This is a genomic window from Bradyrhizobium sp. USDA 4472 (assembly GCF_054058595.1).
On the sequence record NZ_JBSSAM010000001.1, the window covers coordinates 3,223,784 to 3,239,047 of the forward strand.

General features: G+C 66.1%; 13 protein-coding genes and 1 pseudogene. 9 read left to right on the forward strand and 5 right to left on the reverse strand.

The genetic code is table 11. The features are described from left to right. The first annotated feature begins 157 nt into the window (after nucleotides 1-157). Together ACVWZ4_RS14805 and ACVWZ4_RS14810 are read left to right on the forward strand one after the other, a co-directional pair. Nucleotides 158-502 (forward strand): DUF952 domain-containing protein, encoded by a 345-nt coding sequence (locus ACVWZ4_RS14805; protein WP_456700050.1) that lies wholly within the window; start codon nucleotides 158-160, stop codon nucleotides 500-502. Then, nucleotides 499-1,596 carry a quinone-dependent dihydroorotate dehydrogenase gene (locus tag ACVWZ4_RS14810; RefSeq protein ID WP_456700049.1) on the forward strand — a complete coding sequence of 366 codons (1,098 nt, stop codon included), beginning with the start codon at nucleotides 499-501 and terminating at the stop codon, nucleotides 1,594-1,596. The genes ACVWZ4_RS14805 and ACVWZ4_RS14810 overlap by 4 nt, the downstream gene beginning before the upstream one ends. Nucleotides 1,597-1,645: 49 nt before the next feature. On the opposite strand, the gene ACVWZ4_RS14815 is transcribed toward ACVWZ4_RS14810, so the two are convergent. The 4 genes from ACVWZ4_RS14815 to ACVWZ4_RS14830 form a co-directional block, all read right to left on the reverse strand. Next, entirely contained in the window at nucleotides 1,646-2,980 is a 1,335-nt protein-coding gene (locus ACVWZ4_RS14815) for an MATE family efflux transporter (protein WP_456740627.1), read from the reverse strand. 81 nt (nucleotides 2,981-3,061) lie between these two features. Then, nucleotides 3,062-3,364, reverse strand: a complete 303-nt coding sequence (locus tag ACVWZ4_RS14820; protein WP_456700047.1) for a DUF6460 domain-containing protein — start codon at nucleotides 3,362-3,364, stop codon at nucleotides 3,062-3,064. A 207-nt stretch (nucleotides 3,365-3,571) separates the two neighbouring features. Further along, on the reverse strand, nucleotides 3,572-5,233 hold the full coding sequence (locus ACVWZ4_RS14825) for an ATP-dependent DNA ligase (protein ID WP_456700046.1): 1,662 nt from the start codon (nucleotides 5,231-5,233) through the stop codon (nucleotides 3,572-3,574). Further along, complete coding sequence (locus ACVWZ4_RS14830; RefSeq protein ID WP_456742224.1) at nucleotides 5,230-6,267, reverse strand: ligase-associated DNA damage response exonuclease; 1,038 nt, start codon at nucleotides 6,265-6,267, stop codon at nucleotides 5,230-5,232. Before ACVWZ4_RS14830 ends, ACVWZ4_RS14825 begins: the two co-directional genes overlap by 4 nt. A gap of 54 nt (nucleotides 6,268-6,321) precedes the next feature. On the opposite strand from ACVWZ4_RS14830, the gene ACVWZ4_RS14835 reads away from it, so the two are divergent. The 5 genes and pseudogenes from ACVWZ4_RS14835 to ACVWZ4_RS14855 all read left to right on the forward strand — a co-directional run. Beyond that, complete coding sequence (locus tag ACVWZ4_RS14835) at nucleotides 6,322-7,248, forward strand: methyltransferase domain-containing protein (RefSeq protein WP_456740628.1); 927 nt, start codon at nucleotides 6,322-6,324, stop codon at nucleotides 7,246-7,248. A gap of 115 nt (nucleotides 7,249-7,363) precedes the next feature. Beyond that, the gene (locus ACVWZ4_RS14840; protein WP_456740629.1) at nucleotides 7,364-8,593 is read left to right on the forward strand and encodes an ABC transporter substrate-binding protein; all 1,230 of its coding nucleotides are present in this window, start codon (nucleotides 7,364-7,366) and stop codon (nucleotides 8,591-8,593) included. A 117-nt stretch (nucleotides 8,594-8,710) separates the two neighbouring features. After that, nucleotides 8,711-11,380, forward strand: coding sequence for a ligase-associated DNA damage response DEXH box helicase (locus ACVWZ4_RS14845; protein ID WP_456740630.1), 2,670 nt, complete (start codon nucleotides 8,711-8,713; stop codon nucleotides 11,378-11,380). 53 nt (nucleotides 11,381-11,433) lie between these two features. Then, nucleotides 11,434-12,105, forward strand: coding sequence for a ligase-associated DNA damage response endonuclease PdeM (gene pdeM, locus ACVWZ4_RS14850; RefSeq protein ID WP_456740631.1), 672 nt, complete (start codon nucleotides 11,434-11,436; stop codon nucleotides 12,103-12,105). A gap of 152 nt (nucleotides 12,106-12,257) precedes the next feature. Then, a pseudogene (locus ACVWZ4_RS14855) lies at nucleotides 12,258-12,368 on the forward strand (ligase-associated DNA damage response endonuclease PdeM); the annotation flags it as partial. Between the two features lie 137 nt (nucleotides 12,369-12,505). On the opposite strand, the gene ACVWZ4_RS14860 reads toward ACVWZ4_RS14855, so the two are convergent. Further along, nucleotides 12,506-13,366 (reverse strand): LysR family transcriptional regulator, encoded by an 861-nt coding sequence (locus ACVWZ4_RS14860; RefSeq protein ID WP_456705095.1) that lies wholly within the window; start codon nucleotides 13,364-13,366, stop codon nucleotides 12,506-12,508. A gap of 95 nt (nucleotides 13,367-13,461) precedes the next feature. On the opposite strand from ACVWZ4_RS14860, the gene ACVWZ4_RS14865 reads away from it, so the two are divergent. Beyond that, nucleotides 13,462-14,370, forward strand: a complete 909-nt coding sequence (locus ACVWZ4_RS14865; RefSeq protein WP_456740632.1) for a DMT family transporter — start codon at nucleotides 13,462-13,464, stop codon at nucleotides 14,368-14,370. A gap of 12 nt (nucleotides 14,371-14,382) precedes the next feature. Further along, the gene (locus ACVWZ4_RS14870; RefSeq protein WP_456740633.1) at nucleotides 14,383-15,156 is read left to right on the forward strand and encodes an MBL fold metallo-hydrolase; all 774 of its coding nucleotides are present in this window, start codon (nucleotides 14,383-14,385) and stop codon (nucleotides 15,154-15,156) included. Nucleotides 15,157-15,264: the final 108 nt, after the last annotated feature.

Below are 15,264 nucleotides of genomic sequence, written 5' to 3' on the forward strand. Positions count from 1 at the left end.
TTCGCGCAAGGGGCAGCCCCTCACTCTTGAGTTCGGAGAGGGCCGCCTTTACGGTCGCGCCGGGTTTTAAGACCCGCAAGACACGAAAAACCCCAGAAGACTCAATGGGCTGACTCAGGTGAGCGGCTCGGCGAGCAAAACAGGGCTCCGGTAAGCGGTGGTCAAGATCTACAAAATCTGTCCGGCCTCGGCCTGGCGCGAGGCGGAACGGCAGGGCGTGTACAGCGGCAGCGCGGACGACGCCCGCGACGGATTCATCCATTTCTCGACGGCTGCCCAGGTTCCGGAGACCCTGCGCAAGCACTATTTCGGCCAGCGCGCGCTGTTCCTGGTCGAGGTCGACGGCGACGCGTGTGGGGCTGAGCTGCGCTGGGAGCGCTCGCGCAACGACGAGCTGTTTCCGCATCTCTACGGCGCGCTCGATCTCGGCGCTGTGCTTGCGGTGATGAACCTCAGCATGCGCTCCGATGGCGGCCACGACACCCCGGAGCTTGCCCCGTGATCCGTGCTTTCGATGCTTTCTCGCTGCCGGTGCTGCGCTGGCTCGATCCGGAGGATGCGCACCGCCTTGCGATCCAGGGGCTGCGCTTCCTGCCGCCGGTAAAGCCGCGGCCGGATGATCCCAAGCTCGCAGTGCGGGCGTTCGGACTCAACTTTCCCAACCCGATCGGCATGGCCGCGGGCTTTGACAAGAGCGCCGAGGTGCCCGATGCCCTGCTGCGGCTCGGCTTCGGCTTTGTCGAGATCGGGTCGGTGACTCCGAAGCCGCAAGCAGGCAATCCGCGGCCGCGGCTGTTTCGCCTGGAGCGCGACGAGGCCGTCATCAACCGCATGGGCTTCAACAATGACGGCGCGGAAGTGGTGCTGCGCCGGCTTGCCGCGCGCGCCGAGAACGGCGGCATCGTCGGCGTCAATGTCGGCGCCAACAAGGATTCGCCTGATCGTGTCGCCGACTATGTCAAGCTGATCGAGACCTTCGCGCCGGTCGCGAGCTATTTCACGGTCAACGTCTCCTCGCCGAACACGCCGGGCCTGCGCAATCTGCAGGAAGGCGCACTGCTCGACGATCTGCTGGGGCACGTGATCGACGCGCGCGAACGTGTCAGGCAGAAGGCCGGCGACACGCCGGTGCTGCTGAAGATTGCCCCCGATCTCAGCCTCGCCCAGCTCGACGATGTCGTGCAGGTTGCGCGCTCGCGCCGGGTCGACGGCATGATCGTTTCGAACACGACCGTCGCGCGGCCGAGCACGCTGCGTGAGGCAATGCGCTCGAAGCAGCAGGGCGGCCTGTCCGGCCGGCCGCTGTTCCGCCTGTCGACGCGCATGGTCGCGGAAACCTATGTGCGCGTCGAGGGCGCGTTCCCTCTGATCGGCGTCGGTGGCGTCGACTCCGGCGGTGCGGCACTGACGAAAATCCGCGCCGGCGCGAGCCTGATCCAGCTTTATTCGTCGCTGGTCTACAAGGGTCTCGGCCTCGTCGACGAGATCAAGCGCGATCTCACCTCGACGCTGCTGCGCACGGGCCGGGACTCGCTGTCCGAAATCGTCGGCGCCGATGCGGCCACCCTCACCGCGGAAGACTGGCCGGGGATGTAGGGGCTCTTCGCGTCCCCGCGCACGCGGGGCGAGGGAGAAGAGAGGCCGCTCATCGGGGCTGCAGCTTCGGAAACGTCGCCCGGTACAGCGCCGGATACCTTGCGCCCTGCAGTCCTCCACGCGCGACGTAGAACCCGACCAGCGCGCACCACAGTCCGGCATTGCCGAGAGATTGCAGCGCCAGCCAGATCCCGAAGAAGATCGCGAGCGAGGCCAGCATCAGGTTGCGCATCTCGCGGGCCCAGGTCGCGCCGACATAGATGCCGTCGAAGCCGAAGGCGAACACGCCGGGGATCGGCGCGAGCACGATGAACGGCAGGAACTCGCGCGCGGCGTGGCGGACGTCCTCGCTCGTGGTCATGAACCTGATGATTTCGGGCCCGAACAGCGCAAACAGCACCGCGACGACGAGGGCAAAGCCGAGGCCCCACAGCAGCACCAGCCGCGTCGAATCCGCAAAGCCTCTCGGATCGCGGGCGCCGAACGTGCGGCCGCAGAGCTGCTGGGCCGCGTTGGCGAGGCCATCGAGGAAGAAGGCGCTGACCAGCAGGAAATTGTTGAGCACCGAGTTCGCCGCCAGCGTCACGTCGCCGGCGCGCGCGCCCTTGGCGGTGAAAAACAGGAACACGGTGATCAGCGCCGCGGTGCGGATCATGATGTCGGAATTGACGGACAATAGCCGCATCAGCTTGGCGCGATCGAACAGCGTCTCCCGGGGAACGGCAAAGCCGCCATGCGCGTAGCGCCGGCAGACGATGACGCCGAGCCCGAAGCCGACGCCCTCCGACAGCAGCGCGGCAATCGCCGCGCCCGCGATGCCGGTGTCATAGACCAGCACCAGTAAAATCGTCGCGGCCATGTTGATGAGGTTGATGACGACCTGGAGCGCCAACGCCGGATTGGCGCGGGCCTGCCCCACCAGCCAGCCGAGGATGACGTAGTTGGCGAACGCGAACGGCGACGACCAGATCCGGATCATGAAATAGATCTTTGCGGCGTGCGTCACACCTGCGCTGCCGCCCATCAGATCGAACAGCACGCCGGCCAGCGGCATCTGCAACGCAATCAGTGCGCCACCGACCAGGCCGGCGACGATGAAGCCGCGCACCAGGATGACGGTCTCTTCGCGAGTCTCGCCGGCGCCGAGCGCCTGCGCGGTGAAGGCGAGCGTGCTCATGCGCAGAAAGCCGAACAGCCAGAACAGGCAGTCGAAGATCACCGACGCCATCGCGACGCCGCCGAGCAGGGCGGCATCGTCGAGCCGGCCGATGGCGGTGGTCGAGACCACGCCGATCAGCGGCGTGGTGAGGTTTGCGATCATCGCAGGACCTGCGATGGCGAAGACCTGGCGGGAGCCGACCTTGGGATGAAGCGGTGCGTTCATCGGCTGCGTCTACCCGACCACCCGCCCGATTGCACCACCGTGGCCGACATGACGTGTCTGCGCCGGCCGCGCGCCAAGAACCTAGCGGCGCGGCGAGCCGAAGATGCGCGACAACAGCCAGATCGGGATCACGATGACGGCGCCGAGCAGGAAGTAGCGCCACAGCCAGTTCACGGCATCGAAGCCGAGATCCCACAGACGCTGGAACAGCAGGCGAATGCTGATGAGGATATTCCAGGGATCGAAGCCGATCGCGGCCAGCACGACGCCGACCAGGATCGAGAGCAGCACCAGGCGAAACGCGACCGCCAGCGGCGAGCCGCCGAGAAAGCGGTGCAGGCCATCGCCATGGCCGGCCGGCAAATCTCTGACGTCGTGGGCCATCTCAAACTCCTCGTGGGGGCTAGCCCCGATTATAGGTCACGGCGGGGGACATGGGGAACCCGGAAGAGTGCGTCAATCGGGTTACGGGAGTTTAATTCGGACAATACAGGAAGGTGGATTTAGCGAAGTTCGGTCGGGCGGCGGGCTCCTGGCCTGTCCCGCAAGCGGGAGAGGGAGCGCACCGGCGTCGCGGCGAGATCGAATGCCTCACGCCTCGATCTCCGCCGCTTCCTCCTTCAGCATTTTTTCCAGCGTTTCCAGCCGATCCGCCTCGCGCGGCGGCTTGTCCCAGCGCAGGCGGCTGATGCGCGGAAAGCGCATGGCCACGCCGGATTTGTGCCGTGGCGAGCGTTGCAATCCCTCGAACGCAACCTCCAGCACCAGCCCCTTGTCCGCTTCGTGCACGACATGGCGGACGGGGCCGAACTTTTCAGTGGTGTTGCGGCGGACGAAGCGGTCGATCTGCAGCAGCTCCTCGTCGGTGAAGCCGAAATAAGCCTTGCCGACCGGCACCAGCTCCTCGCCGTTATCGGTCCCGGTCCAGACGCCAAACGTGTAGTCGGAATAATAGGACGAGCGCTTGCCGTGGCCGCGCTGCGCATACATCAGCACGGCATCGATGATGTGCGGATCGCGCTTCCACTTCCACCACTGGCCCTTCGGCCGTCCCGGCAGATAGGGCGCATCGCGCCGCTTCAGCATCACGCCCTCGACGGCGTCGGCATCCTCGCCAGCGCCGGCACTCGCGGGATCGGCGCGCGCGGCGGCCAGCGCGTCCCAGCTTGCGAAGGCAACGGTGGGTGAGAGGTCGATGCGGGGATCGCCAAGCTTTGCGATGAACGCCTCGAGCCGTTCGCGCCGCTCGGCGAACGGCAGCTCCCGCAGATCGTTCTCGATATCGCCGAGCAGATCATAGGCACGCAAATGGATCGGAAAATCCTTGATCAGCTTCGGCGACACGACCTTGCGGTTCAGCCGCTGTTGCAGGACGTTGAAACTCTGCACGCGGCCTTCGCGCAGGATCAAAAGCTCGCCGTCGATCGCGCCGGGCAGGCGCAGCGACGGGACCAGGTCCGGAAAGCTGCCCGTGATGTCCTCGCCGGTGCGCGAATAAAGCCGCGCGGTGATCTGCCCGCGGTCGTCGCGGCCGGCGACCGCCTGCACGCGGATGCCGTCCCATTTCCATTCGGCGATGTAGTCGGCGGGATCGAGCGACGCGAAATCGCTGTCCTCGATCGCATGCGCCAGCATCACGGGGCGGAACGGCGCGGGATCGCGATTGACCGGCTTCTCGCCGCGGCCTTCCAGCCAGGCGAACAGGTCGAGATAGGGTGGCGCAAGTCCCGGCCAGATCAGCTCCACCTCATGCGGGTCCTTGTCGCCGAGCGCGGCGGCCGCGGTCTTCGCCAGCCGCGCGGAGATACCGATGCGCATCGCGCCGGTGACGAGTTTGAGGAGTGCCCAACGGCCGGTCTCATCGAGCTCATCGAGCCAGCGCTCCAGCTGCTTCGGCAGCTCGGTCTTGCCGAGGGTCCGGAGGGTGGTGACGACCTCGGTGAGGGTGGGGGGAGGTGGGTTGTTGTGGGCGGTCATTGCGGCTTTCGGCCACATCAGCGCGACCGTCTCCGAGAGATCGCCGACATAGTCGTAACTCAATCCGAACAGCACTTCGTCCGTGCGCGAGGCGATGAGGTCGCGGATCAGCGCCGGCTTGGCGTGCTTGAAGCTGAGCGCGCCGGTGAGGGCGGCCAGCGCGTAGCCGCGGTCGGGATCGCCGACCTCGCGGAAATAGCCGGTGAGCAGCCGCAGCTTGTTGTTGCGGCCGGGCTCGTAGGCGAGGCGGTCGAGAAGTTCGGCGAAGCGGTTCATGCTTCGGCCTCTTTGGTGGGCGGCGGCTCGCCTTCCTCCTCCTCGCCATAGCCGACGAGATCGAGCGGCCGCGCCCGCAGGCCGCGGCTCTTGCACCAATGCACCAGCGCATCCTCCTGGCCGTGGGTAACCCAGATCTCGCCGGCGCCGGTTGCGGCGATGGTCGCGGTGAGGCCGTCCCAATCGGCATGGTCGGAGATGACCAGCGGCAGCTCGATGCCACGCTGCCGCGCGCGGGCGCGCACGCGCATCCAGCCCGACGCGAACGCGGTGACGGGATCGGGGAAACGCCGCGTCCAGACATCTGAAGTCGCCGAGGGCGGCGCCAGCGTGATGGTGCCCGCGAGCGCCGCCTTCTTCACGCCCATCGCCGGCCTGAGTTCGCCGAGGTCGATGCCGCGGCCCTGATAGTAATGCGTGATCGTCTCCATCGCGCCATGCAGATAGATCGGCGCGTCGTAGCCCGCCTGTCGCAGCAGTGCGATCACGCGTTGCGCCTTGCCGAGCGAATAGGCGCCGACGAGATGGGCGCGCTCCGGAAACAGCGCGACCGAGGCCAGCAGCTTCTTCACCTGGTCCGCGGCATCGCCATGGCGAAACAGCGGCAGGCCGAACGTCGCCTCGGTGATGAAGACGTCGCATTGCACCAGCTCGAACGGGACGCAGGTCGGGTCGGGCGCGTCCTTGTAGTCGCCGGAGGCGACGATGCAGGTGTCCCTGGCGGTCACCGCGATCTGCGCCGAGCCCAGCACATGCCCCGCCGGATGAAACTTGACCTTGACGTCGCCGAGCCTGATCTCCTCGCCATAGCTGACGACTTGGGTCGATCCGGCAAAGTTCTCGCCATAGCGCAGCCGCATCATGTCGAGCGTTTCCTCCGTCGCCAGCACGGCGCCATGGCCGGCGCGGGCGTGGTCGGAATGGCCGTGGGTGATGACGGCACGCTCCACGGGACGCACAGGGTCGATATGGAAGCCGCCGGACTTGCAGCACAGGCCGTCAGCAGTTGGCAGCAGGATGTCTTGCGGGCGCATTTCTATCATATAGGCTGCGCCGCCAATTCTTCGAGTCATCCGTCCTGGTTCCCAATGCCGCTCCGCCTGTTCCTGACCTCCGGCGATCTCATGGCCGACCGCCGCTTCGAGTTCGCGCGCGACCTCCAGCTCAAGGGCGATCTGCCCGCTGCCGCTGACCTGATCGAGCAGGCGATCGAGCTCGCGCCAAACTTCACCTCGGCCTGGTTCACGCTCGGCGAGATCCGTCAGCAGCTCGGCGAGCGCGACAAGGCGATCGCGGCGTTCCGCAAAGCGCGCGAGTCCGATCCGGAGGATCAGCACGGCGCCGGCCTGCATCTGATGCGGCTCGGCGACGCCGAGATGGCGGAGATGCCCAAGGCCTATGTCCAGGCGCTGTTCGATCAATATGCGCCGCGCTTCGAGCACGCGCTCATCAACGATCTCGGCTATCGCGCCCCCGCGCTGATCTTCAAGGCCGTGCTGGCTGCCCGCGTCGCGGCGAAGAAGCCGGCGTTCTTCAAGCGCACCATCGATCTCGGCTGCGGCACCGGGCTTGCGGCGGCGGCCTTCGCCCGACAAGTCGACCATTTCATCGGTATCGACCTGTCATCAGGCATGATCAAGGAGGCGCGCGCCACCGGGCTTTATGCCGAGCTCGAAGTCGCCGAAATGATCGAGGGCCTGCGGGCCAGGGCAGACGGATGCGCGAACCTCGTCGTCGCCGCGGACGCGTTCGTCTATCTCTCGGAGCTCGCGCCCGTTCTCACCGAGGCGAGGCGCGTGCTCGCGTCAGGCGGCGTGCTCGCCTTCACGCTGGAGACGCATGACGGCGACGGCATCGTGCTCGGCGAAGGCCTGCGCTATGCCCACTCGGCGGAATATGTGCGCGGCGCAATCGCGAAGGCAGGGCTCAAGCTGCTGACGATGGAGCCGGCCTCGCCGCGCAACGAGAACAACGAGCCGGTGCGCGGTCTCGTCGTCGTCGCCGAGAAAACTTGAGTCCAGGCGCTAAACCCCCTGCAATCCAGGCGTCATTGCGTCGCAAAGCGACGACTTCCCACTTGCGAGCCGCTGCGTAGCCAGCACAATGCGCGCATTAGGGAGAGAGACAACAATGACCAAGAATCCATCGCGGCGCGATGTCAGCGCCGCCGCGCTCGCCACCATCGCCGCATCCGTTCTGCCCGCGCCTTACGTCTGGGCCGCGGAGAAAAAATACGATGCCGGCGCCAGCGACACCGAGATCAAGATCGGCCAGACCGTGCCGCATTCCGGCCCTGGCTCGCTCTACGGCGTGCTCGGGCGCATTGGTGAGGCCTATTTCCAGATGCTGAACGAGAAGGGCGGCATCAACGGGCGCAAGATCAAGTTCCTCACGATGGACGACGCCTACAGCGCGCCGAAATGCGTCGAGGCGACGCGGCGCCTGGTCGAGCAGGAGGAGGTGCTCGCGCTGTACGGCTCGCTCGGCACCGCGCCGCAGACCGCCGTGCACAAATACCTGAATTCCAGGGGCGTGCCGCAGCTGCTGCTCAACACCGGCGCGTCGAAGTGGAATAACCCGAAGGATTTCAAATGGACGATGGCGGGCCTGCCGCTTTATCCGACCGAAGCGCGCATCCTGGCGCGGCACGTCGTGACCGTGAAGCCGAATGCCAAGATCGGCATCCTCTACCAGAACGATGATTTCGGCCGCGACTTCCTCGCTCCGTTCAAGAAGGTCCTGGCTGATGCCGGCGGCACCGCATCGGTGATCATGGAGCAGACCTACGATCTCACCGATCCCACCGTCGATTCCCAGCTCATCAATCTCTCGAAATCGGGCGCGGATGTTTTCTACAACATCACGACAGGTAAGGCGACGTCGCAGTCGATCCGCAAGGTCGCCGAGCTCGGCTGGAAGCCGCTGCAGCTGCTCTCGGCCGGCTCGACCGGCCGCTCGATCCTCAACGCTGCGGGCCTCGAGAACGCCGCCGGCATCGTCGCGATCAGGTACAACAAGGAGGTCGGCCTGCCGAAATGGGAGAAGGACCCCGATGTGATGGCGTTCGAGGCGCTGCGCAAGACGTACATCCCGACCATCGATCCCGACAACACAATCGCCTTCGCCGGCTATGGCCAGGCCGTGACCATGGGCGAGATCTTGCGCCGCTGCGGCGACGATCTCACCCGCGCCAACGTGCTGAAGCAGGCCTCCACGCTGAAGGGCTTCCACTCGCCCTATTTCCTCGACGGCGTCACCTACGACTACACGCCCGACGACTACACGCCGATGAAGACGCTCTACATCTCGATCTTCAGCGGCACGGATTGGGACATCTCCGACAAGCCGATGTCGGAGTAGGGAGGTCTCTTACCCTCCTCCTCCAGGGGAGGGTAAAACGACGCGCCATCTCGCTCATCCATCCACAGCCTCGGCCCACCCCTCGACGAACCCATCCCCACGGCTTACCTCTACGCCGTGCCGCCCCGCATCCTCAAAATCCCGGCCGAGCCGGCCGCACTGCTGCCCGACCGCTTCCAGCAATGGTTTGCGGCGCGCGGCTGGGCGCCGCGCGCGCATCAACTCGCGCTGCTGCAGAAGGCAAGCGACGACGCCAGCGCGCTGCTGATCGCGCCGACCGGCGCCGGCAAGACGCTGGCGGGATTTTTGCCGACCCTGGTGGAGCTGTCGTCTTCTCCCTCCCCCCTTGTGGGGGAGGGGCAGGGAGGGGGGTGGCCACAAGCACCGCTCGCGGGGCTACCCCCCTCCGGGCAGCCTGCGGCCAACGACCTCCCCCACAAGGGGGCAGATAACAGCAACAAGCTCGTCTCTACCGGCCGCGATGTTCGCCGCAGCGGCGGCTTGCATACGCTCTATATCTCGCCGCTGAAGGCACTCGCCGTCGACATCGCGCGCAATCTGGAACGGCCGATCGCGGAGATGGCGCTGCCGATCAAGGTCGAGACCCGCACCGGCGACACGCCGGTGTCGCGGCGGCAGCGGCAGCGGCGCTATCCACCCGACATTCTGCTGACGACGCCGGAGCAGCTTGCGCTTTTGCTCTCGTCCGACGACGCGCCGTTCCTGTTCTCCTCGCTCAAGCGCATCGTGCTCGACGAGTTGCATGCGTTGGTGACGTCGAAGCGCGGCGATCTGCTCTCGCTGGGCCTTGCGCGCTTGTGGCGGCTGGCGCCGCAGATCCGCGCCATCGGTCTGTCGGCGACGGTGGCCGAGCCGGATCAGCTCGCGCGCTTTCTGGTGCCGCCGCCCGGGGGCAAGGAGCGCGCTGCTGATATCGTCGTCGCCGGCGGCGCGGCGCCGCCGGAGGTCGAGATGCTCGACACGCGCGAACGGTTGCCCTGGGCGGGGCATAGCGCGCGGCATGCGCTTCCGGAAATCTACCAGCTGATCAAGGCGAACAAGACGACGCTTGTGTTCGTCAACACTCGCAGCCAGGCCGAGATGCTGTTCCAGAACCTCTGGAGCATGAACGACGACAACCTCGCCATCGCATTGCATCACGGCTCGCTCGACGTCGCCCAGCGACGCAAGGTCGAGGATGCGATGTCGGCAGGCAAATTGCGCGGCGTGGTCTGCACCTCCTCGCTCGATCTCGGCGTCGATTGGGGCGACGTCGATCTCGTCGTCAATATCGGCGCGCCCAAGGGCTCGTCGCGGCTGATGCAGCGGATCGGCCGCGCCAACCATCGGCTCGACGAAGCCTCGCGCGCCGTGCTGGTGCCGGCGAACCGTTTCGAGGTGCTGGAATGCCGCGTCGCCATCGACGCCATCGCCGAGAATGCGCAGGATACGCCGCCGCTTCGCCTGGGTGCGCTCGACGTGCTGGCCCAGCATGTGCTCGGCTGCGCTTGCGGCGAGCCGTTTCTCTCGGATGAGCTCTATGCCGAGGTCCGCACCGCCGCGCCCTACGCGGGTCTGTCGCGTCAGGATTTCGACGACGTCGTCGATTTCGTCGCCTCCGGCGGCTACGCCTTGAAGACCTATGAGCGCTTCGCCCGCATCAAGCAGGACAAGGAAGGACGCTGGCGCGTCGCCAATCCGAAGGTGCGGCAGAGCTACCGGATGAATGTCGGCACCATCGTCGAGGACGACATGCTGAAGGTGCGGCTGGTGCGCTCGCGCGGTGGCGGTGCCGGCTCGACCGGCGTCATTGCGCGCGGTGGTCGGTTGCTCGGCGAGATCGAGGAGGCCTTCATCGAAGGCCTCTCGCCCGGCGATACGTTCGTCTTCAGCGGCGAGGTGGTGCGCTACGAAACCCTGGTCGAGGACCAGGTCTATGTCTCGCGCGCCAATGACAAGGATCCGAAAGTGCCCTCCTATATGGGCGGTAAATTCCCGCTCTCGACCTATCTCGCCGAACGTGTCCGCCGCCTCCTTGACGATGGGCGTGCGTGGAAGGCTCTGCCGGAACAGGTGCGCGACTGGCTGTCGCTGCAGAAGGATGTGTCGCGCGTGCCTGGGGTTCGTGAATTGCTCGTCGAGAGCTTTCCGCGCGCCAACAAGCACTACATCGTCTGCTACCCCTTCGAAGGCCGCCTCGCGCACCAGACCCTGGGCATGCTGCTGACGCGCCGGCTGGAACGGGCCCGCGCCCGGCCGCTCGGCTTCGTCGCCAACGAATACGCCGTCGCGATCTGGGCGCTCGGCGATCTCTCCTTCATGATCAGGGATGGCCGCATCGATCTCAACGCGCTGTTCGATCCCGACATGCTCGGTGACGATTTGGAGGCGTGGCTCGCCGAATCCGCGTTGATGAAACGCACCTTCCGCAATTGCGCGATCATCTCCGGCCTGATCGCGCGACGCCATACCGGCGAAGAGAAGAGCCGCCGCCAGGTGCTGTTCTCGACCGACCTCGTCTACGACGTCTTGCGCAAGCATCAGGCCGATCACGTCCTGCTGCGCGCCGCGCGCGCCGACGCCGCCACCGGCCTGCTCGACCTGCGCCGGCTGAGCGACATGCTGATGCGTATCCAGGGCCGCATCACCCACCGGGAACTCGACCACGTCTCCCCGCTCGCGGTGCCCGTGATGCTGGAAATCGGCCGCGAGTCAGTTTATGGCGAAGCTGCAGACGAGCTGTTGGCGGAAGCCGCCGACGAGCTGGTCAAAGAGGCGACGGGATAGAAGCAGGTTGTGACGTGACGTGGGGCGCGCTGGTTTCAGGGGATGACGAGGACATGCGCGTTTCCAGGGTCACCATCAGCGATGTGACCTTCTCGGCCGATCTCTCCGGCGCGCTGTTCTGGGACGAGCAGGGCCTGCTGGTCGTATCCGATCTGCATCTCGAAAAGGGCTCCAGCTTCGCCATGCACGGCGTGCTGCTGCCGCCCTACGACACGCTGGCGACGCTCAGCCGCCTCGCTGCTGTCATCTCCCGCCATAATCCAAAAACGGTCATCGCGCTCGGCGACAGCTTTCACGATCGCTCCGCGCATGAGCGGCTTTCCGCGGACGATCGCGACGCCGTCGCCGCGCTCCAGAGCGGTCGCGACTGGATCTGGATCTCGGGCAATCACGATCCGATGCTGCCCCGCGATCTCGGCGGCACCATCGCCGACGAAGTCGCTGTTGGACCGATCACCTTTCGCCACGAGCCATCAGGCGCGGCCGGCGAGATCGCCGGGCATCTCCATCCCAAGGCCCGCGTCTCCGCGCGCGGCCGTTCGATGGAGCGGCGTTGTTTCGCCAGCGACGGCCTACGCGCCGTGATGCCCGCCTTCGGCGCCTATGCCGGCGGCCTCAGCATCCGCGATGCCGCGTTCGCAAGGATCTTTCCGGAGACCGGCTTTGTCGCGCATCTGCTCGGCGACCGCCGCGTCCACGCGATCGCCGCGTCAAGGTGTTATTGAAGCGACGCTGCGTAGGGTGGGTTAGCGAAGCGTAACCCACCACGGTCCATCTCCGCGGAAACCAAAGAGGTGGGTTACGCCGAGCGATGCGTTGCGCAATCGCAGGGCTAACCGACCCTACGCATCTCGCGAGTTCACGCCGCCTTCGCCTGCTCAGCATCCGCGATGCCGCGTTCGCAAGGATCTTTCCGGAGACCGGCTTTGTCGCGCATCTGCTCGGCGACCGCCGCGTCCACGCGATCGCCGCGTCAAGGTGTTATTGAGGCGACGCTGCGTAGGGTGGGTTAGCGAAGCGTAACCCACCACGGTCCATCTCCGCGGAAACCAAAGAGGTGGGTTACGCCGAGCGATTGCGCGTTGCGCAATCGCAGGGCTAACCCACCCTCCGCATCTCGCGAGTTCACGCCGCCTTCGCCTGCACGTCCTCGCAGAACTCCGCCAGCCGATCCGCCAGCCGCAGCGTCGCCGAGCTCGCATTCGGCGCGGCCATCAGCGCCACCTCGGTGCGGTTGATCGGCGCAAATCCATCCTTCGCCGTCAGCACGCGATGATCTGGCTGGATCGACATCTCCGACAGAATGCTCAGGCCCATGCCGGCGGCAACGGCGGCCTGGATGCCGGCGAGGCTCGATGACGAATAGGACATGTGCCAGGCGCGGCCGGCGCTTTCCAGTGCATGGATCGCGCCGGCGCGGTAGAGGCAGCCGAGCGGAAATCCGATCAACGGCAGCGACGACGCGTTGACATCGATGGGATGGCTCTTGCTGGTGACCCAGTGCACCTCCTCGGGCCACACGGCAATCGCGTCCTTGCCACCGGCCTCGCGCTTGTAGAGCGCGAGATCGAGCTCGCCGCGTTCGAGATCGCGGGCGAGGTTCTTGCTCTGGTCGGCGCGCACATCGAGCCGCAGGTTCGGATGCGAGCGCGAGAAGGCGCCCAGCAGTTTCGCCAGGCGATACGCTGCAAAGTCCTCGGGAATGCCGAGCCGGACCGCGCCGCCGTCGGGCTCGCGCAGCACGTCGCGGGCCTCTTCGGCCAGCGTCAGCAGCCGCCGCGCATAGGAGAGCAGCCGCTCCCCGGCCTCGGTCGGGCGCACATCCTTGCCGTCCCGATGCAGCAGAACCTGGCCGACATCCTCCTCCAGCCGCTTGATCTGCTGGCTGACCGTCGATTGCGTGCGGTGAACGCGCTCGCTGGCGCGGGTGAAGCCGCCGGCCTCGACCACCGAGACGAAGCTGCGCAAGAGCTCCAGATCGAGCATCTCAGCCTCCATTCGAAAATCCACTGATTTGGAGTTAATCATTTAATTTCCAAATGGCAACCCGCCTCCCTAGATCGAGGGTTCAGGAGAATGCCATGTCCCTCGCCACTTCGCTTCCCGCCCCCCGCACCCGTTTCAACACGCTGCCGCTCGCGATCGGCCTGTTTTGCCTGCTCTGGAGCTATGCCTTCGTTGCCGGCAAGATCGGCGTCACCCATTGCCCGCCGCTGATCCTGCTCGCCGCGCGCTTCTCGCTCGCCGGCATCCTGATCCTCGGTGCTACTGCGATCCGCGGCGACTGGTCGCTGTCGTGGCGCGATGCCCTGATTTTCGCCGTGCTCGGCATCGCCAACAACGCACTCTATCTCGGGCTCGGCTACACCGGCCTGCAATCGGTCTCCGCCGGCCTCGGCGGCCTCATCGTCTCGGCCAATCCGGTGTTCACGGCCGCGCTCGCCGCACTCTTGCTTGGCGAGGGCATGACCTGGCGCAAGGCGAGCGGCCTGCTGCTGGGAATCATCGGCGTGACGCTGATCGTCTGGCACCGGCTCACGGTCGGAACCGACTCGTTGCACGGCATCATGTTCACGCTGGCCTCGCTCGCCTCCATCGTCGCGGGCACCATCCTGTTCAAGCTGTTCGCCCCGAAGGGCAGCTTGTGGATCGGCAACGGCGTGCAGAATCTCGCCGCCGGCATCGTGCTGACGCCGGTCGCATTCACCTTCGCCGATGGTCATGCCATCGATGTCACGCCCCGCCTGATCGGCGCCTTTGCGTTCCTCGTGCTCGGCGGCTCGATCCTCGCCTACTGGCTCTGGTTTCATCTCCTGAAAGTGTGTGGTGCGACCGCGGCCAGTGCCTATCATTTCCTGATGCCGCCGCTCGGCATGCTGTTCGCCTTCCTCGTGCTCGGCGAGCATGTCGAGGCGCGCGACTTGCTGGGGATCATTCCGGTGGCGCTCGGCATTTACCTGGTGACGCGCCCCGCAAAGCCGGCCGCGTAAGAGGAGTTCCTCATGCCTGTTTCCATCACCCTGATCGGCGGCCCCACCGCACTGATCGAAATCGACGGCTTTCGCCTGCTCACCGATCCCACCTTCGATGCACCCGGTGCTTACGAGTTACCGCACGTGAAGCTGGAGAAGACGGTCGGACCGGCGATGAAGGCCGACGCGATCGGTCCGATCGACGCCGTGCTGCTCAGCCACGACCAGCATTCGGACAATCTCGACAAATCCGGCCGCGACTATCTGCTGAAAGCGCCGCGCGCGCTGACCACGGAGGCCGGCGCAAAGCGCCTCGGCGGCCATGTCGAAGGTCTTGCGCCCTGGGCGACCGCGCAGTTGAGAGACGATGACGGTAACACGCTGACCATCACGGCCACACCGGCGCGTCATGGCCCTGCCGGTATCGAGCCGCTGTCGGGCGATGTCATCGGCTTCGTGGTGCAGTCGAGCCGCAAGGACACACGTCCCGTCTATATCAGCGGCGACACCACCTGGTTCGACGGCGTCGCCGAGGTCGCGCGCCGTTTCAAATGCGGCGTGGTGCTGCCGTTCGCGGGCGCGGCGCAAACGCGCGGGCCGTTCCATCTCACCATGAATACCAACGACACCATCGAGACCGCGCGCGCCTTCCCCGACGCGATGATCGTCCCCGTGCACACCGAAGGCTGGGCGCATTTCCGCCAGAACGGCGAAGACCTGCGCAAGACCTTCGACGTGCTGGGTTTCGGACCGCGGCTGCGGCTATTGGAGCCCGGCGTGCCGACGGTGATCGAGGCGCCCTAGTCGCCACATCGGTCATTGCGAGCGCAGCGGAGCAATCCAGACCATTTCCGCGGAGGGGATTCTGGATTGCGCAATGACGCGTGGAGAGATCGTGTTTGCCTGAGGCGC